Genomic DNA, 20,397 nt, shown 5'->3' on the forward strand with positions numbered 1-20,397 from the left:
GATATCCGCCTTCTCGCAAATAATGGATATGTACTAAAACCTACTCGCCTAGCCCCCCAGGCACCCGCACCCGCCACGCAATCAACAAAGCTGCCAGCAGCATCAAAACCCCAGCCGCAACAAACACGCCACCAATCCCACTCAGACTAAACATCGCGCCGCCCCCCGCGGCCCCCGCTGCAATGGCCGACTGCACCGACGCAACCACCATGCCTCCGGCGCTTTCCGCCTGGTCCGGCACAGCACGCGCCACCCAGTTCGACCACGCCACCGGCACGCCGCCAAACGCCATCCCCCATAACGCCAGCAGCACCGCTTGCCCCGGCAGCGAAGCCGGCAGCAGCACCAACGCGAGCGCCGCAACGCCCACCAACACCGGCATCAGCACCAACGTACCGCGCGGGTTGCGCACCAGCATCCACCCGGCCAGCAGCGTGCCGACGAAATTGGCCGCGCCAAACCCCAGCAGCATCAGCGCCAGCCCCTGAGCGCCAACCCCTGTGGTGCTTTCCAGAAACGGCCGGATATAAGTGAACAGCGCGAAATGCCCGGTGTGCACCAGCACGCAGCCGAACATGCCCATGGCAATGCCTGGGCGCAACAGCACCTCCAGCACGGTGCGCAGGCGCGCGGTGTCGGTCGGCGCCAGGCGCGGCAACGTGAACAGTTGAAACACCAGCGTCACCACCCCCACCGCAGCCGCCGCGACAAACGCACTGCGCCAGCCATACACACCGCCAAGGTAGCTGCCCAACGGCACGGCGACGACGGTACCCACCGCAATCCCGCTGAAAATAATCGACAACGCCCGTGGCAGCAGCGCAGGCGGCACCAGGCGCATCGCCACGGCCGCCGCCATGCTCCAGAAACCACCAAGGGCGATCCCCAACAGGATGCGCATCAACAGCAATACGGCCAGGCTGGACGAAAGCGCCACCAGCAGGTTCGACGCAATCATCAGAGTGGAAAAGCCCAGCAGCACCAGGCGCCGGTCGAGGCCACGGGTCAAGCCCGGTACCAGCAAGCCGGCGAACAACGCCACCACCGCCGTCACCGTGACCGCCTGGCCGGCCAATGCCTCCGAGACCCCAAGGTCCAAGGCCATCGGCGTCAACAGGCTGGCCGGCAAATATTCCGCAGTCAGCAGGCCGAACACACCCATTGCCAGGGAGAACACCGCCATCCAGGCCGGGGTGGTCGGCTGCGCCCTAGTGCCGACATGGGCTGCATAATCATTCATCACAAAACATCCTCAGGAAATGAGCGAGGTCGCCAGTCTAGGTTCGCCCTCCAGGATGATCTATGATGCAAACCCTTGAGTTTTTGACCGAAACCCCGAGCATGACTTCAACTGACGCGTTTACCGTCTCTTCCGACCTCATCAATGAGCTGCTGCAGGGCATGCGCCTGCGCGGGGTGCAGTACCGTCGCATCGAAGCCGGGCCTGTGTTCGGCGTCGGTTTTGAGGCCAAGCCCGGGCACGCGTATTTCCACTTCCTGGCCGCGGGTTGCGCCACCTTGAGCCTGGACGACGGCAGCCTCTACGCGCTGTCGGCCGGCAATGCGGTGTTCATCTCCCATGGCGGCGCTCATCAGCTCTTGTCGAGCCCGGGCGCAGCGGTGCGGGATATCGGCAGCTTCGAAGCAGCCTCGCTCGGTGATGCGGTGTGCGCCGTGAAGGCCCCCGCCGACGCCGACAGTTCAGCTGGCAGCTTGCTGTTCAGCGCCTGCATGGAATTTGAATTGGGCAGCATCCAGGGGCTGGGTCGCCTGATGCCGGCGATGATGCTGATCGATGCGCGGGGCCAGCGTTATCCGGGGCTGATGCCGATTCTGGCGACCATGGAGCGCGAAGTCTGCAGCGCCCGTATCGGCTACGCGGGCATCCTGGCGCGCCTTGCCGATGTGGTGGCGGCGATGATTGTGCGCGGCTGGGTCGAATGCGCCTGTGGCAACGCGTCGGGCCTGGTGGCCGCGTTGCGTGACCCGCGATTGGCGCGCGCCCTCCTCGCCTTGCACCAGCAACCGGGCCGCGACTGGAGCGTGGCCGAGTTGGCAGCGCAGGGGCACACCTCGCGCTCGGTGTTCGCCGACCGCTTCCAGGCGACCCTCGGTATTCCGCCACTGCGCTACGCCACGGAACTGCGCATGCGTCTGGCCAGCCAATGGCTGACCCTGGAGCGGTTGCCGATCGAAGAAGTCGCGCAGCGCCTGGGCTATACCTCCCAGGCCGCCTTCAGCCGCGCCTTCAAGCGCATTACCGGGCAACCGCCCGGGGCGAGTCGTGCCAGGAGCCCAGCATGAGCGACAGACTCCAAGACATCCTTGCCGACCACCTGCACGTGGTGTTCTGCGGCATCAACCCGGGCAAGGGCTCTGCCGCCCTCGGCCAGCACTTAGCCAATCGCAGCAACCGCTTCTGGCGCACGTTGCACCTGGCGGGTTTTACCCCGCATGAAATTCGCCCGGAGGATGGGCGCAGCCTGCTTGACTATCACTGTGGCCTGACCACCTTGGTCGAGCGCCCGACGGCGAGCGCAGGGGAATTGGCGCGGCATGAATTCACCGAAGCAGCGACGGCGTTTGAACACAAGATCCGCCACTGCCGGCCGCGCATCGTGGCGTTCCTCGGCAAGCCCGGTTACAGCGCGTTGTCCGGCCAGCGCGAGATCGCCTGGGGGCTGCAGCCGCAGCGAATGGGCGGTGCCTCGGTGTGGGTGTTGCCCAACCCGAGCGGGCGCAATCTGGCGTTCAGTCTGGAGCAACTCGTGCAAGCCTATCAGCCGCTGCGCGCGGCCATTGCGCAGGCCGGCCCGGTGCCCTTAATCTCTTGAGCCAAACACCCCAAGAGCCTTGGAGGCTGCATGAAACTGGTCGGCATGCTGGACTCGCCTTACGTGCGTCGCGTCGCAATTTCCCTTGAACTGTACGGGGTGGATTTCGTACACGAGTCGCTCTCGGTGTTCAGCACCTACGCTGAATTTTCCGCGATCAACCCGGTGGTCAAGGCGCCCACGCTGGTGCTCGATGATGCAACGGTGCTGATGGATTCCAGCCTGATCCTGGACTACTTCGAAACCCTGGCGCCGACCGACAAGAAGCTTCTGCCACACAACGCCGGTGCACGCGCCAAAGAACTGCAAGTGCTCGGCCTGGCCCTGGCGGCGTGTGAGAAAACCGTGCAGATCGTCTACGAGCACCACTTGCGCCCAGCGGAAAAACTGCATGAACCGTGGCTCGATCGCGTGACCGGGCAGCTGCTGGCCGCTTATTCGCTGCTGGAAACACACCTGGCCCAGGCGAGCGGTGAACGCCTGAACCAGGCCGCGCTGACGGCGGCCGTCGCCTGGTCGTTCACTCAGTTAAAACTGCCGACGGTGCTCAAGGCTCAGGCGTTTCCCAACCTGCAACGCCACGCCGATCAGCTGGAACAGCACCCGGCGTTCAGGAAATACCCCATCGAATAACTGGCCTACACCCAGCCCCCATCCACAATAAAGTTTTGTGCCGAACACATCGCCGACGCATCGGAGGCAAGAAACAGCGCCATGTTGGCGATGTGTTCCGGCAGCACACTGCCTGGCAAACACTGGCTGCGGCTGATCAGTTCCCTGGCCGCATCGTCCACCCACATCGCCAGCTGTTTTTCGGTCATGACCCAGCCGGGCACCAGGGTGTTGACCCGAATACGGCTGGGGCCCAGTTCCCGCGCCAACGCTCGGGTCATGCCATGGGCCGCCGCCTTGCTGGCGGCATACACCGGGTAGCCCGCCGACGCCATCATCCAGCCGACCGAGCCGAGGTTGATAATCGCCCCGCCGCCCGCGCTTTTCATCATCGGCACCACCGCCTTGGCGGCAAAAAAAGCGTGCTTGAGGTTGACGGCGATCAGCCTGTCGAACATCTGCGAATCGACCTCTTGCAGCGTATGACGCACGTCGTTGGCCGCATTGTTCACCAACACGGTGATCGGCCCCAGCGTTTGCTCAAAACGGGCTATCGCCGCTTTGTAGGCGATTTCATCAGTGATGTCGCAGCACACGAACTCAACGCGATGCCCTTGGTCACTCAACAACGCCGCCAGACGCTCGCCCTGGCTCTGCGCGCGGTCCACAAAGGCCACCTTGGCGCCTTGCGCGGCGAAAGCGCGCACCATGAATTCGCCAATGCCCGAGGCACCTCCGGAAATCAGTACGGTCTTACCCTTCAGGTCGGGATAAACGGCGTGTGCAGTACTCATATAACGCTTGCCTCAATCAATTAGTCTTATTTTATTTTGCGTATCTGGGGTTTAAGGCTATAAATTCGCTGTCAACTCGACGAAATATCGCACATTAGTAGAACTATTCCACTGAAAACAACAAAAGGAAGTTCGACCATGAAGCACCCTCGACACCTGCTTTCGGGCCTCGCCCTGTCCATGCTGGTTGCCAGCGGTGGCGCCCAGGCCGCCGGGCTTAGCAGTGAACACAAGCCTTTCGGCAAAACCAACGACGGCACTGCCGTCGAGCAATACATCTTGCGCAACAGCCATGGCATGCAAGCCACGGTGATCACTTACGGCGGCGTATTGCAGTCGCTGAAAGTGCCGGATAAAAACGGCAAGGTCGATGACGTCGTACTCGGTTTCGACGACGTGCAGGGCTATCAGAGCGGTACGGCCTTTTTCGGCGCGAGCATCGGCCGCTTCGGCAACCGTCTGGCCGCCGGGGCGTTCGAACTCGATGGCAAGCGTTACCAGGTGCCGCTCAACGATGGGCCCAACTCGCTGCACGGCGGTGCTCAGGGCTTCGACAAGCACGTGTGGCAAGCCGAACCGGTCAAGGGCAAGGATTCGGTCGGCGTGAAGCTGAGCTACCTGTCCAAGGACGGTGAAATGGGCTTCCCCGGCAACCTCAAGACCGAGGTCACCTACAGCCTCAACGATAAAAACGAACTGCACATCGACTACAAGGCCACCACCGACAAACCCACGGTGCTGAACCTCACCAACCACAGCTACTTCAACCTCGCCGGCGCGGGCAATGGCGACATCCTCAAGCAAGTGGCGACCTTGCATGCCAGCCACTACACGCCGGTGAATGCCACGTTGATTCCGACTGGCGAACTGGCACCGGTCAAAGGCACGCCGATGGATTTCCTCACACCCACGCCAATCGGCCAGCACATCAAGGACGACCATCCGCAGCTCAAGTTCGCCGAGCCCAAACAGGGTGGGTTTGACTTCAACTGGGCGCTGGACACCAAAGGCAATATCAAGCAACTCGCCGCCGAGGTGCACGACCCCGCCTCCGGCCGCCGCTTGCAGCTCTACACCACCGAGCCCGGCGTGCAGTTCTATACCAGCAACTTCCTGGATGGCACGGTGAAGGGCAAGGCCGGCAAGGCGTATGCGCATTGGAGCGCGTTTACCCTGGAAACCCAGCACTTTCCGGATGCACCCAACCAGCCAACATTTGCCTCGACGCGGCTGAACCCTGGGCAGACCTACACCCAGAACACCGTGTTCAAGTTCTCCGCCGACTGAACTGTGGGAGCGGGCTTGCTCGCGAAAGCGCGGGTTCAGTGACAGATGCAGTGACTGACCCTGCGCTTTCGCGAGCAAGCCCGCTCCCACATTCAGTGATGTCTCGGCGTGACTCAGCAGTGGTTCATCGGTTTGGCCAACCCTCAGTTCCAGAGGCCGATTTTTTCCAGTTCCTGCTTGAAGTTGTCGCGGGTGATCAGCGTCACTTCATCCATGGCGGTGTACTTGGGCGGTTCCTTGCCGGTGGTGACCCAGTCGAACATCATCTTCGCGGTGTTGTAGCCTTCGGTGTGCGGGCTGGGCAGCATCGAGCCGAAGAAGCCGCTGTTGGCTTTCTTCAATTCGCCGATGGCGTCGGTGCCATTGATGCCGATGCCGATCACATTGGCCGCGGCAAAGCCTGCGGTTTCGGTGGCGCGTACGCCGCCGAGCACAGTGTTGTCGTTCATGCCGCCGATGATCAGGTTTTTCGCGCCGCCGGGCAGTTTGACCAAGGCCGAGTTGGTGGCGTCCATGCTGCCCGGAACGTCGAGGGTCTTGGCGGCGGTGAACAGGATGTGATCCTTGGGAACGCCTGCATCTTCCAGGGATTTGACCGAGCCGTCGGTGCGCTTTTTACCGGTGTCGAGTTCGTTGAAGGTGTTGATCACCGCATAGGTGTCCTTCCAGTCCCAACCGCGTTTTTTCGCTTCAGCCGCCATCGCCGCGCCCTGCTTCTGGCCGACTTCAAAAGCGGCCATGCCCAGGTACGGCACGTCCTCCATGAAGTTGCCCTTGGCATCGACAAAGCGATCATCCACGGCAATCACTTTCAGACCGTTGGCGCGCGCCTTGGCGACGATGGCCGGGCCGAGGGACACGTCCGGCGGGCAGATCACAAAGCCCTTGGCGCCGTTGGCCGCCAGGCTGTCGATGGCGGCCAGGGTTTTCTCGCCATCGGGCACGGCGATCTTGATCACGGTGAAGCCATGTTCCTTGCCGGCTTTTTCGGCAAACGCCCATTCGGTCTGGAACCACGGCTCTTCAGCCTGCTTGACCAGAAAACCGATCTTCACTTCTTCAGCAGCCAGCAGCAGGCCGCTCAGGCCCAGGGCTGACACCGCCACAGCGGCGCAGCACAGGGAACGCAAACCACGACGACGATTCATACGGGTGACTCCTTGTTGTTGTTTTTGAATGTCAGGATTTAACCGGCAAAGCGGTGACAGGGTGTACCGGGTACATCGACCTCGATGGCCAATACCGCGCCATCCAGGGGGTGATCCAATGGGCTGGCGGCGCTGGTGATATAGAGCGTGGTGAGATTGGGCCCACCAAATACGCAACTGGTGGGGCGGCTGACGGGCAGCTCAATGACGCGGTCCACTGCACCGTCGGGCGTCAGGCGCAGCAGGCAACTGCCGTCCCAGCGTGCATTCCAGACATAACCCTGGCTGTCCATTGCCGAGCCGTCCGGCCCACCGCGTGGGTGCGGGCCAAACCAGACCTGCGCCGGGTCGAGCTGGCCGCCCTCCTGGATCACGTGCCGATAAAGCGTGCCGTCCATACTGTCGCCGAAATGCACCTGACTGCCGTCCTCGCTCCACAACAAGGTGTTGGGAATGCCCAGGCCGCGCAGTAGCGGCGTGACCTGCGCATCGGCGTCGATGCGAAACAGGCCACCTGAACGTCGGGTGATCGGCAGGTCTTCGCCCTGCTCGCCAATGTTGTTCTGCATGGTGCCCAGCCACAGGCGGCCCTGGGCATCGCAGCGCGCTTCATTACCCCGGTTGCCGGGTTGTGGGTCGGCCACACACAGCAGCGTCAGCGCTTCGGTCACCAGGTCGAGCCGGTAGACGCCGCTGCTCAAGGTCACAAGCGCATCGCCGCTTTCACACGGAATAAACGCCGAGACGTGCTCGGGCAACTGCCAGATCTGCAACTGCCCGTCCTTCAGGCGCAACGCCTGTTTGCCGATAATATTGACCCAATACAGCGCCTGGGTCGGCGCATCCCAAAACGGTCCTTCGCCCAACTGTGCACGGTGTGCGGTGACGGCATTGAACGGCATGTGAACTCCTGTTTTTTACAGCGGCTCGCGCGATGGCGTGCCATCGACCAGCCGCTGGATGCGCAACGGGTTGGCGTTTTTCAACGCGTCGGGCAGCAGGCTATCAGGGTAATTCTGGAAGCACACGGGACGCAGAAAGCGGTCGATGGCCAGGGTACCGACCGAAGTGCCGCGCGCGTCCGAGGTGGCCGGATAGGGCCCGCCGTGGACCATCGCGTCGCAGACTTCAACGCCGGTTGGGTAGCCATTAAGCAGGATGCGGCCGACTTTTTGTTCCAGCAGCGGGGTCAGTTCGGTGAACTGCTCAAAGTCGGCCGGCTCGCCAATAATCGTCGCCGTCAGTTGGCCGTGCAGCCCCTGCAAGGCGGCGCCGAGTTGGGCTTGATCAGTCACTTCGACCACCACTGTGGTCGGGCCGAACACCTCTTCCTGCAACACGTCATCGCCGTCGATCAGCAGGCGGGCGTCGGCCTTGAACAGCTGCGGCTGCGCCTGATTGCCCGCTTGGGCACTGCCCGCCAGATGCTGGATACCTGGGTGCGCGAGCAGTCTTTCCAGGCCTTTGCCATAGCTGCTCAAGGTGCCGGCGTTGAGCATGGTTTGTGCCGGCTGATCATTGATCAGTCGGGCCACCTGCAGGGTGAATGCGCTGAACTGCGGCGATGCGATGCCGATCACCAGGCCTGGGTTGGTGCAGAACTGACCACAGCCTTGCACCACCGAGGCCGTCAGGTCGCGGGCGATGGTGTGCGCCCGCGCCTGCAACGCCTGCGGCAATACGATCACCGGGTTGATGCTCGACATCTCGGCAAACACCGGGATCGGCTGGGGCCGGGCGGCGGCCATGTCGCACAAGGCGCGACCGCCCTTGAGCGAGCCGGTAAAGCCGACCGCCTGGATCGCCGGGTGCTTGACCAGCGCCTCACCGACGCCGCCGCCGAAGATCATATTGAACACGCCCGCCGGCATTTCGGTGGTGTGGGCCGCGCGCAGGATTGCATCGGCGACCTGCTCGGCCGTAGCCATGTGCCCACTGTGGGCCTTGAACACCACGGGGCAACCCGCCGCCAGCGCGGCTGCGGTGTCGCCACCGGCGGTGGAAAATGCCAGGGGAAAGTTGCTCGCGCCAAACACGGCAACCGGGCCGAGGCCAATGCGGTACTGGCGCAGGTCCGGACGCGGCAACGGCTGACGCTCGGGCAACGCTTTGTCGATGCGTGCGCCGTAGAAATCGCCACGCCGTAGCACCGTTGCGAACAGGCGCATCTGGCCGCTGGTGCGGCCGCGCTCGCCGTTGATGCGCGCGGCGGGCAGCGCGGTTTCGCGGCAGACCAACGCGATGAACTCATCACCCAGCGCGTCCAGCTCGTCGGCTATTGCGTCAAGAAACTGCGCGCGCCGCGAGGCACTCAACCCGCGGTATGCCGGGTAAGCAGCGGCGGCCGCCGTGGCGGCGGCGTCGACTTCTTCGGGGGTCGCCTGGAAAAAATCCTGCGGCAAGGCTTCGCCGGTGCTGGCATCGACGCTGTGCAGGGTCACGCTGCCGAGCGCACTGCGCTGGCCGCCGATGTAGTTGTGGCCGAGGAATTGGGTCATGTAGATCTCCTTAAAGGGTGATGACATTGCCGGGCTCGAACACCGCGTCGGCCTTGCCGACCGTGTTGACCAGCGGCGCGCCGAATTCGGCCTGGCTGATCTCGAATACATCGCCCGGTTGGGTACGTATACCGTCGGCAAATGACAAGGTGGCGGTGCCGAAGAAATGCACGTGCACGTCGCCCGGTGTGAGGAATTGACTGTATTTGAAGTGGTGATACTCAAGGTTTTCCAGGCTGTGGCACATATTGGCCTCGCCGCTGAGGAATTCGTTTTGCCAGATCACTTCGCCGTCACGCAGGATGCGGCTGGTGCCCGCCAGGTGCTGCGGCAACTCGCCAACGCGTAACTCAGGGCCATAGCTGCAACTGCGCAACTTGGAATGGGCCAGGTACAGGTAGTTTTTGCGCTCCATCACGTGATCAGAGAATTCGTTGCCCATGGCAAAACCAAGGCGATAGGGTTTGCCGTCGTGGCCGATCACGTAGAGGCCGCCGATTTCCGGTTCTTCACCGGCGTCTTCGGCAAACGGCGGCACCGGGAAAGCCTGGCCCGGGCGCACCACGATGCTGCCGTCGCCTTTGTAGAACCACTCCGGTTGCACACCGACTTGGCCAGACGCGGGCTTGCCGCCCTCCACGCCCCATTTGAAGATGCGCAGGGTGTCGGTCATCGCACTGTCGTCACCGGCCGGCTGGTGCATCTTGTCCCGTGCCGAGGCGCTGCCCAGGTGGGTCAGGCCGGTGCCGCTGATCAACAGGTGAGCCGGGTCCGGGTGGTCGAGCGGCGGCAGGATTTTCAGGTCGGCCAGCAGTGCACCGTAGTCGTAGCTGTCGCCCAGGCCCAACCTGTCGACCTGCTGCGCCAACTTGATGCCCGCCTCGATGGCCGCCAACGCCAGCTCACGCACGCTGCGGGCCGTTTGCACTTCGCGCAGCTGGGTGCCTTCTACGACGCCGACACGGCGCTCACCGTTGCGTAACTCAAACTGAACTAAACGCATGAAATTTCTCCTCGATTAAGTACGCGTGGCACCCCGGGCGCTGGCGGCAAATTGCTCGGCGGGCAGCACGTGCTTGCGTTCCAACACGCGGTACACCACGCCGGTCAGCAGTAACCCGAACACCATCACACCTGACAGGAAGTACAAGCCCGAGCCCAGGTTGCCGGTGTACTCCTTGAGCGCGCCGATCACGAACGGGCCGATGTAGCCGCCGAGGTTGCCCACCGAGTTGATCAACGCAATGCCCGCCGCCGCACTGGCGCCGGCAAAAAAGCGCCCCGGCAAGGTCCAGAACACCGCCGTGCAGGAAAACAGCGCGAACGCCGCCAGGCATAGCGCGGCCATTTGCAGCACCGGCAAGCTCAGCCAGGCACTCAAGAACAGCCCGATGGCGCCCAGCACATACAGCACCGCGAGATGGCCGTAGCGATCATTCAAACGGTCGGAGCTGCGCGGGATGATCAGCAGGCCGAGGATGCCGAAGATATACGGCACCGCCGAGACGAAACCGGTGACCAGGTCACTGCCGCCAAACTGCTTGATCAGCGTCGGCAGCCACAGGCCGAGCCCATAAATGCTCAGGGTTACAGGCAGGTAGAACAGCGCCAGCAGCAGCACTCGCTTGTCCTTCAGCGCATGCAGCGGGTTGCCGTGGCGGGTCTGGCCGTAGGCTTGCAGGTCTTTATTCAGCTCGCCGGTGAGCCAGGTTTTCTCGGCCTCGCTCATCCACTTGACCTGCTGGGGGCCGTCCGGCAGCCAGCGCAGCACTGGCCAGGTCAGCAACAGCGCCGGCGTGCCGATGACAATGAACAACCACTGCCAGCCATGCAGGCCCAGGATGCCGTCCATGCCCAGCAAGCCGCCGGACACGGGGCCGGTGATCATCATCGCAATGGGTTGGGAGAGGATGAACAGCCCGAGGATCTTGCCGCGATGGCGCACCGGGAACCACTGGGTGATGTAGTACAGCACGCCCGGAAAGAAACCCGCCTCCGCCGCGCCGAGCAAAAAGCGCATCAGGTAGAAACTGTGCGGCCCTTGCACGAAGGCCATGCCGATAGTGATCGCGCCCCAGGTCAGCATGATGCGCGCAAACCAGCGCCGCGCGCCGAAACGGTCGAGCATCAGGTTGCTGGGAATCTCGAACAGGAAGTAGCCAATAAAGAACAGCCCCGCGCCCAAGCCATAGGCGGCGTCGCCAATGCCGACATCGGCGCCCATGTGCAGCTTGGCGAAACCCACTGCCGAGCGATCCACGTAGGCGATCAGGTAGAGCAGGATCAGGAAGGGAATCAGTTTCAGCGTGATGCGCCGAATAAGCCGCAGCTCCTGGCTCATGGGTCGATCTCCGATTGTTGTTTTTATAGAAGCTCGGGGGGCGCCTCTCGCGAAAACCGCCAGGGTCATGCCTCAGTTAAGTCGGACTATATAGTATGACTATTTGCAAAACAACACTTCCAAAGCCTCGATTTTGCGCTTATGTTTAGCCGCATATAGAACATATAGTCATACAATAAGAGAGACCACCATGCCTGATAAAACGCCCACCCTCCGCTCCGCCCAGTGGTTTGGCACCGCCGACAAGAACGGCTTCATGTACCGCAGCTGGATGAAGAACCAGGGCATCGCCGACCATCAGTTCCATGGCAAACCGATCATCGGTATCTGCAACACCTGGTCGGAGCTGACGCCGTGCAACGCGCACTTCCGCCAGATCGCCGAGCATGTCAAACGGGGTGTCATCGAGGCCGGTGGCTTCCCGGTGGAATTCCCGGTGTTTTCCAATGGCGAGTCCAACCTGCGGCCCACCGCCATGCTCACGCGCAACCTGGCGAGCATGGACGTGGAGGAAGCGATTCGCGGCAACCCCATCGACGGCGTGGTGCTGCTGACCGGTTGCGACAAAACCACCCCGGCGCTGCTGATGGGCGCGGCCAGTTGCGACGTGCCGGCCATCGTCGTCACCGGCGGGCCGATGCTCAATGGCAAACACAAAGGCCAGGACATCGGCTCGGGCACGGTGGTGTGGCAGCTCAGCGAACAGGTCAAGGCCGGCACCATCACCCTGGACGATTTCCTCGCGGCAGAAGGCGGCATGTCGCGCTCGGCCGGCACCTGCAACACCATGGGCACGGCCTCCACCATGGCCTGCATGGCCGAGGCACTGGGCACTTCCCTGCCCCACAACGCGGCGATCCCGGCGGTGGATGCGCGCCGGTATGTGCTGGCGCATATGTCCGGCATGCGTGCGGTAGAAATGGTGCGCGAAGACTTGAAGCTGTCGAAGATCCTCACCAAGCAAGCGTTTGAAAACGCGATCCGCGTGAATGCGGCCATCGGCGGCTCAACCAACGCAGTGATTCATTTGAAAGCCATCGCCGGGCGCATCGGCGTCGAGCTCGACCTGGATGATTGGACGCGCATGGGCCGCGGCGTGCCGACCATCGTCGACCTGCAGCCGTCTGGGCGCTTCCTGATGGAAGAGTTCTATTACGCCGGCGGCCTGCCCGCCGTGCTGCGCCGTCTTGGCGAAGCCAACCTTATCCCCCACCCGGACGCCTTGACCGTCAACGGCAAGTCCCTGGGCGAGAACACCAAGGACTCGCCGATTTACGGCCAGGACGAAGTGATCCGCACCCTCGACAACCCGATCCGTGCCGACGGCGGCATTTGCGTGCTGCGTGGCAACCTGGCGCCGTTGGGCGCCGTGCTCAAACCATCGGCCGCCAGCCCCGAGTTGATGCAGCACCGTGGCCGGGCTGTGGTGTTCGAGGACTTTGACATGTACAAGGCGCGCATCAATGACCCGGAGCTGGACGTGGATGCCGATTCGATCCTGGTCATGAAAAACTGCGGCCCCAAGGGTTACCCGGGCATGGCCGAAGTCGGCAACATGGGCTTGCCGGCCAAGCTGCTGGCCCAGGGCGTGACCGATATGGTGAGGATTTCCGATGCGCGCATGAGCGGCACCGCTTACGGCACGGTGGTATTGCACGTGGCACCGGAAGCCGCCGCCGGTGGCCCGTTGGCCACGGTGAAGGAAGGCGACTGGATTGAACTCGATTGCGCCAATGGCCGCCTGCACCTGGACATCCCCGACGCAGAGCTGGCAGCCCGCATGGCCGACCTGCCGCCACCGCAGAAGCTGATCGTCGGCGGCTACCGTCAGCTGTATATCGACCACGTGTTGCAGGCCGACCAAGGCTGTGACTTTGACTTCCTGGTGGGCTGCCGTGGGGCTGAAGTCCCGCGTCATTCCCACTAATTGGGATGCTATGATGCCGCCTATTTAGCCAGGGCCTCCCGTTCGTTATGGATCACCAGCCGTCCAAGCCGCGCAAGAGCATGCATGCCCAGATCGTCCAGGACTTGGGCATGCACATCGTTTCCGGCCGCTTTAAACCCGAAGAACGCCTGCCCATGGAGGCCACGCTGTGCGAGGAGTACAAGGTCAGCCGTTCGGTGTTGCGCGAGGCGACGCGCGTGCTCAGCGCCAAGGGCCTGGTGTATTCCAAACCTCGGGTGGGCGCGGTGGTGCGCCCGCGCTTGAAATGGCATTTGCTCGACCCTGACGTGTTGTCCTGGCTGATGCAGACCACGCCTCACAGTGAGTTTTTCAACACCCTGGCCGGCGTGCGACGCATCCTCGAACCGGAAATTGCCGCCATGGCTGCGACTACCGCCACCGATGAAGACATCGCCACCATCGAAAAAGCCTACCTGGGCATGGAAACCGCGAAGACCCATGACGACCTGCTGCAGGCCGACCTGGACTTCCACCGCGCGATTGCTGACGCCACCCGCAACGATTTGCTCGCCTACATGTGCAACATGCTGTCGCTGCCGCTGCGCGAGTCGATCAACATCACCAATCGCCGCCCGGACATCCAGGGCCTGAGCCTGCCCCGCCACAAGGCCATTCTCACGGCGATCCAGAACCGTGATGCCCTCGGCGCCCGGCACGCCTCGCTGGTGCAGCTGGATGACACACGCGTGGCGCTGGACACGGTGATGAACGTGCTGACGCCGCTGTAGATTCATCGTCTACGCTCAGGAGGTCAGTTCGAGGAACCGGCCATGTGTGCACGACGCTCGCAGTACCCCTTCGCGGCGCCCTCCACGCCTCTCGCCCTGCTGCAGCTTGAAAATGACCTGTTGCACGCCGACCGCGCCTCTGTCTTCTGGCTGAGAACACGCTTTGTTCTCAGAACCGCAGGCTGCCCGTCAAGCGGCGGTGCACATCGCGTTGTGCTGGAGACTCAACACCCGAATGGGAACGTGACCACTGCCGGCTTAATACGCTGGTTCAAGGGTAGAGGACGGTGCAATGGTCAGGCTTGTCATACTGCTATTGGGGGTTGATTACCTTCGGTCATATTGGCGCACGCTGACAGCCATTGGGGTTGTCGGCATCCTGTGCGGGAGCATCCTATTCATTGATGCACTGGATGACGCACTGTACTTCCCGATAAACCCTTTCGCCTGGTTACTGTTGATCGAGGGCAGTGCGACGTTGGTCGTGGCACACAGCGGGATCGTCGGGCAGCGCAAGCTTCGCTACCTCAAAGGCTTGTCTTTCGTGACGGCTGCGCCACTGATCCTGGCAGGCCACCACCACGGCAACTTTATTCTTTCGATGATCTTCGGCACGTTGTTTTTAGCCGACGGCCTGCTGCAGATCGTGTCCGCTTACGTTGTCCGCTACCGAACCTTTCGTATCGCAATGTTCGGCGGCGGGGTCGAAATCGCTCTGGCCGTGTTCTTCTTCCAACCCTACCCAACACACTATATCGGCACGGTCCCCTACTGCCTCGGGCTGGGATTGTTTTTTGCAGGTTGGAATATGTTGCTTGTTGCGGGCCGCGCCCGGCGAATGATCTCCAACCCGGCGCTAAACGAGGATGCTGATCGTCCCATGCCTGGGCCAGGTCACACAGAGCAAACCCCGTGTGAGCGTCCTACAGGAGAGAATGCCCGGCCCCTTATCGTCCATATTTGGACGCCGCTGGGTGTAGCGAATGCTGAAGTGGTACGCCGCCCATTGATAGAACGGTATATCGCCGCTGTGGACAAGAACGGGGTGATATCAACGGGGCATGCCGCACTGGAAGCGCCCGATGGTTTGTATGTGAGCCTTTACCCGGCGCAGGACATCGACCATTCACCGGACCAGTTCATGCGCCTGTTGCGGGCCACCGAAGATAACGATGTGCCGGGAGAATTCCAGTCCGATTACCTCACGGAATCACAGGCATGGTGCCCTTCTACCGTTCAAGTACACCTGCGTAACTATGACCCGCAGCACTTGCAGAGCTTTTGGGCGGCGTACCGTCAAGACACCACCTATAACCTCACCCACCGCAATTGTTCCAGCAGCGTCATACAGGTTCTTGAAGCGGCTTTGGAAGGATCGCTAGGGCGTATATGGGGGCATTACGGTCTCTACCGTATTCTGGGAAAAATATTCACCACGCCGGAATTATGGGTGGCCATTCAAATTCGTAAACGCGCGCAAACCATGGCGTGGACGCCGGGCCTGGCACTGGATTATGCGCGGGCGCTCAGCATGCTGGTCGATCCCAGACCCACTGGCTGGATCAATACCACCCAGCGTGCGTTTCAGAAAATAGGCGCTTTACGCCGTCAGTGGAAAAATGAAAAAACATCAGCCCAGTCCGGTCGAAAATCAACGCCGGATGATCTCGAAAAACCCATGTGATTTTTTCTCCGCCGCCCCAGGCTGCGTATCACGTCTGACTGACCCTGATTCGCTGAGCCGTTTCGATAAAAAACCCGGACAATGTCCGGGTTTTTTTACCCTAGGGTTTTATCAACTGCCCAACTCGCCACGGGTGTCGGCGTCGAAGCGCTGACGGGCCTGATCAGCCGCCGGTTTGAGCAAAGCGAGCAGCGCCGCCTCACTGTACAACTGAGTGACCGCCAGTTCCTTGGGGGTCGGCTCAATCGGGATCAGCACCTCTTCGCCGTCGGCGTGCAGCCAGATGGCCACAACGTGCAGTGCCGAGATAAACAACACGCGCAGTTCCACGGTTTTACCCTGCAATTGCGGCGACTGTTCCGCCAGTTTCAGCGCATCCACCGTCGCCGCTGCCAACGTCCCGTGGTTGAGCGACGCGAACTCGATATGCCCACGTACGTCGGCCAATTGCGCGTCGGCAATCGTCGCGCCATCGGCAAATACCAGGTAATGCCAATCGCCGACTTCAGCGTCTTTGAGGCCCTTACCGAGACTCAGGTCCTCCAGGCTGAGCGAGTAGCCACGATAGCCTTCGCTCAGCCTGATTTGGCCTGGCACGGCGGCTGCGAATTGGCGATTGACGCCGAAGCCCTGGGTTTGCAGCGCGGCTTGCAGCGCTGGACGCAGTACCTGTACGCCGTTGGAAGGCGCCTTTGGATAAGTCAGTTGCATGATGCAGCCCTCCTCAGTTTTTTACGGTGAAGTAAGTGTTGGTCCAATTGCCGCCGCCGTTGTACGAACCGGGGAACGAGTTCAATGCGCGAGTCGAATAGCCGTAGATCGAATCTGCGATCAACAGGTAGTTGCCGTTGGTGCCATAGATCACCAGAAAGTGCGCACCGCCACCGTACCAGGCGCAACGCAAACCGATGGGGCGGCCCATGTTGAGCTGGTTCTGGATGGCCGACATCTGCAGCGAGCCTTGATTCATGCCGTTGTAGCTGCGCGTGATTCGCAGGGCGGAATCCAGATAGCCGTAGACGTTGCACGGGCCGGGCTGGTTGCAGCAGTTGCGGTCCAGCGCGTTGCTGGCGACACCGCACTGGGTCCAGGACCCGGTGCCGTAGTAGTTGCCGACCGACGCGGAAACCGCCGCCCAGCACCAGTTGGTCTGGGTTTGTTTCTGCATGCTGAAATTCAGGCTGGCGCCAGCCATTGCTTTAGTCTGATGCGCCGCTTCGACCAGTTGCGGGTCGAGCAGATGGCCGATCAGGCAGTTGGGCTGTGTGTCGCCGGTGAATCGGGTTGTTTCAGGGGTTAACATTTTTCAATCCTCCATGAATGAAAACACGCATCCAGCGTGTCAAGGTACAGCGGTGCTGCTGAGCTATCGACGTTCCGAGATGCCCGGATTAGAGGGCGCGTTCCGATCTGGCTCGACCTAACCCTAGGCGTTAATATGCATTAACGCAAACATATAAATGCACAATTGCATAATCATTGAAGAAGATGGCAGACGACGAGGATCACCGTATTCGTTTCCTCTACCTGCCTTTCGCCGATTGATAATAAAACGCCCCAAACAAGTCGGGGCGTTTTGTATTGGCCTTCATCAGGGCTTCGTCACAGCGTCATGTTGCCCCTCACAAGAATGATTGAAAGCACCTGGGGGGTTAGGTTTTCAGCGCTCGGCCGCAGGCGGGTTTAGAGAGCAAGTTCATGGCTGAAGCTGAGCCGGGTCCGCCACACTGTGGCTGTCCTCAGCCTTGATTAGAACGTTGCTCTCCTCGTCAATTTGATACGGAACATCAGCTTCCACGCCGTCGCTGCCCGTCTTGACGACCACGTTGGTGTAGCGCTTACCGTCCCAGCAGCGGAAAACCAGTGTCGAGTTCTCCCCGCCTGAAAGCGTCGAGCCCAGACTCCCTATGAGCCTGCTGTCAGCGCCAGCGGTCAATACGCAGTTCTTGCCAGCCGTCAGCTTGCTACGGTCCCCGGCCATCAGCACACAATCGTCGCCGGCAGTGAGTTTGCTCCGGTCGCCAGCCGTCAGGTAACTGTTGCTACCGGCCAAAAGCTTGCTGCGATCGCCGGCTGTCTGGGTGCTGTCTGCACCGGCAGTCAGCTTGCTGCGGTCGCCCGCCATCTGGACACTTTTAGCGCCGGCGATCAACGTGCTGCGAGAACCCGCTGTTTGCGAACTGTTTTTGCCGGCGATCAACATACTTTTGTGCCCTGCAATCTGGGTGCTCTCATGGCCCGCAATCAGCGAACTCTTATGGCTCGCAATCTGGTTGCTGCCGTATCCCGCCGTCAGGCTGCTGCGCATGCCTGAGGTAAGACTGCTGCCGTAGCCCGCGGTCAAAAAGCTGCGCGTGCCACTGGTCAAGCTGCTGCCATAACCGGCAATCAGCGAGCTGTCCTGCCCGGCAGTACCGGTGCTGCCATAACCTGCGGTGAGCGTGCTGTCGCGCTCCGCCATCTGGGTACTGCCATAACCTGCCGTTAATGTGCTTTCACAACCGGCAGTCTGCGAACTGCCGTAGCCGGCCATTAACGAACTGCCAAATCCGGCGGTTTGCGTGCTGCCATAGCCGGCAGTCAGCGTACTGCTGTCCAGGGCGGTCAGCGTACTGCCATACCCCGCAGTCATGACACTGTCGTAACCCGCAGTCTGGGTGCTGCCATAACCCGTTGTCAGGCTGCTGTTGTAGCCGGCGGTTTGAGTGCTGCCGTAACCGGCGACCAGCGTACTGTTGTAGCCCGCCGTTGAAGTGCTCCCATAACCGGTAGTCAGCGAGCTTTCTTCCTGGGCGGTCTGGGTACTGCCGTAGCCTGCGGTCAGGGTACTTTTGTAGCCGGCGGTTTGCGTACTGCCATAGCCGGCAATCAGTCTGCTTTCATAACCCGCTGTTGATGTGCTGCCGTAGCCGGCAGTTAACCAACTTTGCTCTTGAGCCGTCTGGCAACTGCCGTAGCCGGCTGTCAGGGTCGACTCATAACCTGCGGTCTGGGTGCTGCCGTAACCCGCAACCAACGAACTTTGATATCCCGCCGTGGAGGTACTGCCATAACCCGTGATGAGCGAGCTATTGTCCTGGGCCGTTTGTGTACTGCCATAGCCGGCCGTCAGGGTGCTCTCATAGCCCGAGGTTTGCGTACTGCCGTAGCCGGCGATTAATGAACTGTTGAATCCGGCAGTTGAGGTGCTGCCGTATCCTGCAGTAAGCGAACTGTCCTCCTGCGCTGTTTGGGTGCTGCCGTAGCCTGCAGTGAGTGTACTTTCGTGTCCTGCGGTCTGAGTACTGCCGTAGCCTGCGATCAGCGAGCTGTCAGCGCCCGCGGTGCTCGTACTGCCATAACCTGCGGTGAGTGAACTGCCTTCTTGTGCTGTCTGCGTGCTGCCGTATCCGGCAGTCAGAATGCTTGCGTAACCGGCTGTCTGGGTACTGCCGTAACCGGCGATCAACGAACTGTCGTAACCACCGGTTTCAGTACTGCCGTAGCCGGCGATGAGATCACTGCTTTCCTGGGCGGTCTGAGTGCTGCCGTAACCCGAAGTCAGAATGCTTTTGTAACCGGCCGTCTGGGTGCTGCCATAGCCTGCAATCAACGCACTCGCGTGACCGGCAGTCTGCGAACTGCCGTAACCGGCAGTCACCATACTGCCAGGTCCGGTGGTGGCCGTGCTGCCGTAACCGGCAGTCAGATCACTGCCTTCCTGAGCCGTCTGAGTACTGCCGTAACCAGCAGTCAGGGAGCTTTCGCCGCCCGCAGTTTGGGTGCTGCCATAACCCGCGATCAGCGAACTGTCGGAGCCCGCAGTGCTCGTGCTGCCGTAGCCGGCAGTGAGGTCACTGCCCAATTGAGCCGTTTGCGTACTGCCATAACCGGCCGTCAGGGTGCTGTCTCCCCCGGCAGTCTGCGTGCTGCCATAGCCGGCAATCAGTGAGCTGTCGGAGCCCGCAGTGCTGGTACTGCCGTAACCGGCCGTAAGGTCACTGCCCACTTGAGCCGTTTGGGTACTGCCGTAACCGGCCGTCAGAGAGCTGTCTGTGCCGGCAGTTTGCGTGCTGCCATAGCCGGCAATCAGTGAGCTGTCGGAACCCGCAGTGCTGGTACTGCCGTAACCGGCCGTAAGATCACTGCCCACTTGAGCCGTTTGGGTACTGCCGTAACCGGCCGTCAAAGAGCTGTCCGTGCCGGCAGTCTGCGTGCTGCCATAACCGGCGATCAGTGAGCTGTCGGAACCCGCAGTGCTGGTACTGCCGTAACCGGCGGTCAGATCACTGCCTAAGCGGGCTGTTTGGGTGCTGCCATACCCTGCGGTTAGAGAGCTTTCACCGCCGGCAGTTTGCGTGCTCCCGTAGCCAGCGATCAGCAAACTGTCGGAGCCGGCGGTGCTCGTACTGCCATAACCGGCGGTGAGATCACTGCCTTCTTGAGCCGTTTGGGTACTGCCGTAACCGGCGGTCAAGGAGCTTTCGCCGCCTGCCGTTTGCGTGCTGCCATACCCGGCAATG

At 61.5% G+C, this 20,397-nt stretch carries 17 protein-coding genes; 7 read left to right on the forward strand and 10 right to left on the reverse strand.

Annotated elements, in window-relative coordinates; all coding sequences use genetic code 11:
* Window positions 1-40: 40 nt before the first annotated feature.
* Window positions 41-1,240 carry an MFS transporter gene (locus tag AACV02_RS28545; RefSeq protein ID WP_119736122.1) on the reverse strand — a complete coding sequence of 400 codons (1,200 nt, stop codon included), beginning with the start codon at window positions 1,238-1,240 and terminating at the stop codon, window positions 41-43.
* Between the two features lie 65 nt (window positions 1,241-1,305).
* Here AACV02_RS28545 and AACV02_RS28550 point away from each other — a divergent pair, with 65 nt between their 5' ends.
* The 3 genes from AACV02_RS28550 to AACV02_RS28560 are packed head-to-tail and all read left to right on the forward strand — an operon-like array spanning window position 1,306 to window position 3,467.
* The gene (locus tag AACV02_RS28550) at window positions 1,306-2,304 is read left to right on the forward strand and encodes an AraC family transcriptional regulator (protein ID WP_119736357.1); all 999 of its coding nucleotides are present in this window, start codon (window positions 1,306-1,308) and stop codon (window positions 2,302-2,304) included.
* Window positions 2,301-2,834 carry a G/U mismatch-specific DNA glycosylase gene (gene mug / locus AACV02_RS28555; protein ID WP_119736124.1) on the forward strand — a complete coding sequence of 178 codons (534 nt, stop codon included), beginning with the start codon at window positions 2,301-2,303 and terminating at the stop codon, window positions 2,832-2,834. The genes AACV02_RS28550 and mug overlap by 4 nt, the downstream gene beginning before the upstream one ends.
* Window positions 2,835-2,864: 30 nt before the next feature.
* Window positions 2,865-3,467: a glutathione S-transferase gene (locus AACV02_RS28560; RefSeq protein WP_119736126.1), complete on the forward strand. Its 603-nt coding sequence runs from the start codon at window positions 2,865-2,867 to the stop codon at window positions 3,465-3,467.
* A 5-nt stretch (window positions 3,468-3,472) separates the two neighbouring features.
* On the opposite strand, the gene AACV02_RS28565 is transcribed toward AACV02_RS28560, so the two are convergent.
* Window positions 3,473-4,240 carry an SDR family NAD(P)-dependent oxidoreductase gene (locus AACV02_RS28565; protein WP_119736128.1) on the reverse strand — a complete coding sequence of 256 codons (768 nt, stop codon included), beginning with the start codon at window positions 4,238-4,240 and terminating at the stop codon, window positions 3,473-3,475.
* A 138-nt stretch (window positions 4,241-4,378) separates the two neighbouring features.
* Here AACV02_RS28565 and AACV02_RS28570 point away from each other — a divergent pair, with 138 nt between their 5' ends.
* Window positions 4,379-5,527: an aldose epimerase family protein gene (locus AACV02_RS28570; protein ID WP_119736130.1), complete on the forward strand. Its 1,149-nt coding sequence runs from the start codon at window positions 4,379-4,381 to the stop codon at window positions 5,525-5,527.
* 143 nt (window positions 5,528-5,670) lie between these two features.
* On the opposite strand, the gene AACV02_RS28575 is transcribed toward AACV02_RS28570, so the two are convergent.
* The 5 genes from AACV02_RS28575 to AACV02_RS28595 are packed head-to-tail and all read right to left on the reverse strand — an operon-like array spanning window position 5,671 to window position 11,514.
* On the reverse strand, window positions 5,671-6,675 hold the full coding sequence (locus tag AACV02_RS28575; RefSeq protein ID WP_119736132.1) for a substrate-binding domain-containing protein: 1,005 nt from the start codon (window positions 6,673-6,675) through the stop codon (window positions 5,671-5,673).
* Window positions 6,676-6,713: 38 nt separating this feature from the next.
* The gene (locus tag AACV02_RS28580) at window positions 6,714-7,577 is read right to left on the reverse strand and encodes an SMP-30/gluconolactonase/LRE family protein (RefSeq protein WP_119736134.1); all 864 of its coding nucleotides are present in this window, start codon (window positions 7,575-7,577) and stop codon (window positions 6,714-6,716) included.
* A 15-nt stretch (window positions 7,578-7,592) separates the two neighbouring features.
* A complete protein-coding gene (locus AACV02_RS28585; RefSeq protein WP_119736136.1) occupies window positions 7,593-9,173 on the reverse strand; it encodes an aldehyde dehydrogenase (NADP(+)) in 1,581 nt (526 codons plus the stop codon).
* 10 nt (window positions 9,174-9,183) lie between these two features.
* Window positions 9,184-10,176 (reverse strand): AraD1 family protein, encoded by a 993-nt coding sequence (gene araD1, locus AACV02_RS28590; RefSeq protein ID WP_119736138.1) that lies wholly within the window; start codon window positions 10,174-10,176, stop codon window positions 9,184-9,186.
* A 15-nt stretch (window positions 10,177-10,191) separates the two neighbouring features.
* Window positions 10,192-11,514: an MFS transporter gene (locus AACV02_RS28595; protein ID WP_119736140.1), complete on the reverse strand. Its 1,323-nt coding sequence runs from the start codon at window positions 11,512-11,514 to the stop codon at window positions 10,192-10,194.
* 190 nt (window positions 11,515-11,704) lie between these two features.
* Here AACV02_RS28595 and AACV02_RS28600 point away from each other — a divergent pair, with 190 nt between their 5' ends.
* From AACV02_RS28600 to AACV02_RS28610, 3 genes are all read left to right on the forward strand, one after another.
* Window positions 11,705-13,441, forward strand: coding sequence for an IlvD/Edd family dehydratase (locus tag AACV02_RS28600; protein WP_106579792.1), 1,737 nt, complete (start codon window positions 11,705-11,707; stop codon window positions 13,439-13,441).
* Between the two features lie 47 nt (window positions 13,442-13,488).
* Window positions 13,489-14,211: a FadR/GntR family transcriptional regulator gene (locus AACV02_RS28605; RefSeq protein WP_106579793.1), complete on the forward strand. Its 723-nt coding sequence runs from the start codon at window positions 13,489-13,491 to the stop codon at window positions 14,209-14,211.
* A 292-nt stretch (window positions 14,212-14,503) separates the two neighbouring features.
* Window positions 14,504-15,895 carry an HdeD family acid-resistance protein gene (locus AACV02_RS28610; protein ID WP_119736142.1) on the forward strand — a complete coding sequence of 464 codons (1,392 nt, stop codon included), beginning with the start codon at window positions 14,504-14,506 and terminating at the stop codon, window positions 15,893-15,895.
* A gap of 111 nt (window positions 15,896-16,006) precedes the next feature.
* Here the strand turns inward: AACV02_RS28610 and AACV02_RS28615 are convergent, their stop codons facing one another.
* From AACV02_RS28615 to AACV02_RS28625, 3 genes are all read right to left on the reverse strand, one after another.
* On the reverse strand, window positions 16,007-16,606 hold the full coding sequence (locus tag AACV02_RS28615; protein ID WP_119736144.1) for a hypothetical protein: 600 nt from the start codon (window positions 16,604-16,606) through the stop codon (window positions 16,007-16,009).
* 13 nt (window positions 16,607-16,619) lie between these two features.
* Window positions 16,620-17,198, reverse strand: a complete 579-nt coding sequence (locus AACV02_RS28620) for a papain-like cysteine protease family protein (RefSeq protein WP_119736146.1) — start codon at window positions 17,196-17,198, stop codon at window positions 16,620-16,622.
* Between the two features lie 393 nt (window positions 17,199-17,591).
* Window positions 17,592-20,397, reverse strand: a 2,806-nt coding sequence (locus AACV02_RS28625) for a beta strand repeat-containing protein (protein WP_218568286.1), incomplete at its 5' end; no start/stop codon positions are given.

Source organism: Pseudomonas sp. Larv2_ips (genome assembly GCF_963879675.1).
Lineage (GTDB): Bacteria > Pseudomonadota > Gammaproteobacteria > Pseudomonadales > Pseudomonadaceae > Aquipseudomonas.

Bases quoted from the DNA above. Each gene is read 5' to 3' on its own strand.
- AACV02_RS28545 (WP_119736122.1), bottom strand. From the start codon at position 1,240: ATGAATGATTATGCAGCCCATGTCGGCACTAGGGCGCAGCCGACCACC.
- AACV02_RS28550 (WP_119736357.1), top strand. From the start codon at position 1,306: ATGCAAACCCTTGAGTTTTTGACCGAAACCCCGAGCATGACTTCAACT.
- mug (WP_119736124.1), top strand. From the start codon at position 2,301: ATGAGCGACAGACTCCAAGACATCCTTGCCGACCACCTGCACGTGGTG.
- AACV02_RS28560 (WP_119736126.1), top strand. From the start codon at position 2,865: ATGAAACTGGTCGGCATGCTGGACTCGCCTTACGTGCGTCGCGTCGCA.
- AACV02_RS28565 (WP_119736128.1), bottom strand. From the start codon at position 4,240: ATGAGTACTGCACACGCCGTTTATCCCGACCTGAAGGGTAAGACCGTA.
- AACV02_RS28570 (WP_119736130.1), top strand. From the start codon at position 4,379: ATGAAGCACCCTCGACACCTGCTTTCGGGCCTCGCCCTGTCCATGCTG.
- AACV02_RS28575 (WP_119736132.1), bottom strand. From the start codon at position 6,675: ATGAATCGTCGTCGTGGTTTGCGTTCCCTGTGCTGCGCCGCTGTGGCG.
- AACV02_RS28580 (WP_119736134.1), bottom strand. From the start codon at position 7,577: ATGCCGTTCAATGCCGTCACCGCACACCGTGCACAGTTGGGCGAAGGA.
- AACV02_RS28585 (WP_119736136.1), bottom strand. From the start codon at position 9,173: ATGACCCAATTCCTCGGCCACAACTACATCGGCGGCCAGCGCAGTGCG.
- araD1 (WP_119736138.1), bottom strand. From the start codon at position 10,176: ATGCGTTTAGTTCAGTTTGAGTTACGCAACGGTGAGCGCCGTGTCGGC.
- AACV02_RS28595 (WP_119736140.1), bottom strand. From the start codon at position 11,514: ATGAGCCAGGAGCTGCGGCTTATTCGGCGCATCACGCTGAAACTGATT.
- AACV02_RS28600 (WP_106579792.1), top strand. From the start codon at position 11,705: ATGCCTGATAAAACGCCCACCCTCCGCTCCGCCCAGTGGTTTGGCACC.
- AACV02_RS28605 (WP_106579793.1), top strand. From the start codon at position 13,489: ATGGATCACCAGCCGTCCAAGCCGCGCAAGAGCATGCATGCCCAGATC.
- AACV02_RS28610 (WP_119736142.1), top strand. From the start codon at position 14,504: ATGGTCAGGCTTGTCATACTGCTATTGGGGGTTGATTACCTTCGGTCA.
- AACV02_RS28615 (WP_119736144.1), bottom strand. From the start codon at position 16,606: ATGCAACTGACTTATCCAAAGGCGCCTTCCAACGGCGTACAGGTACTG.
- AACV02_RS28620 (WP_119736146.1), bottom strand. From the start codon at position 17,198: ATGTTAACCCCTGAAACAACCCGATTCACCGGCGACACACAGCCCAAC.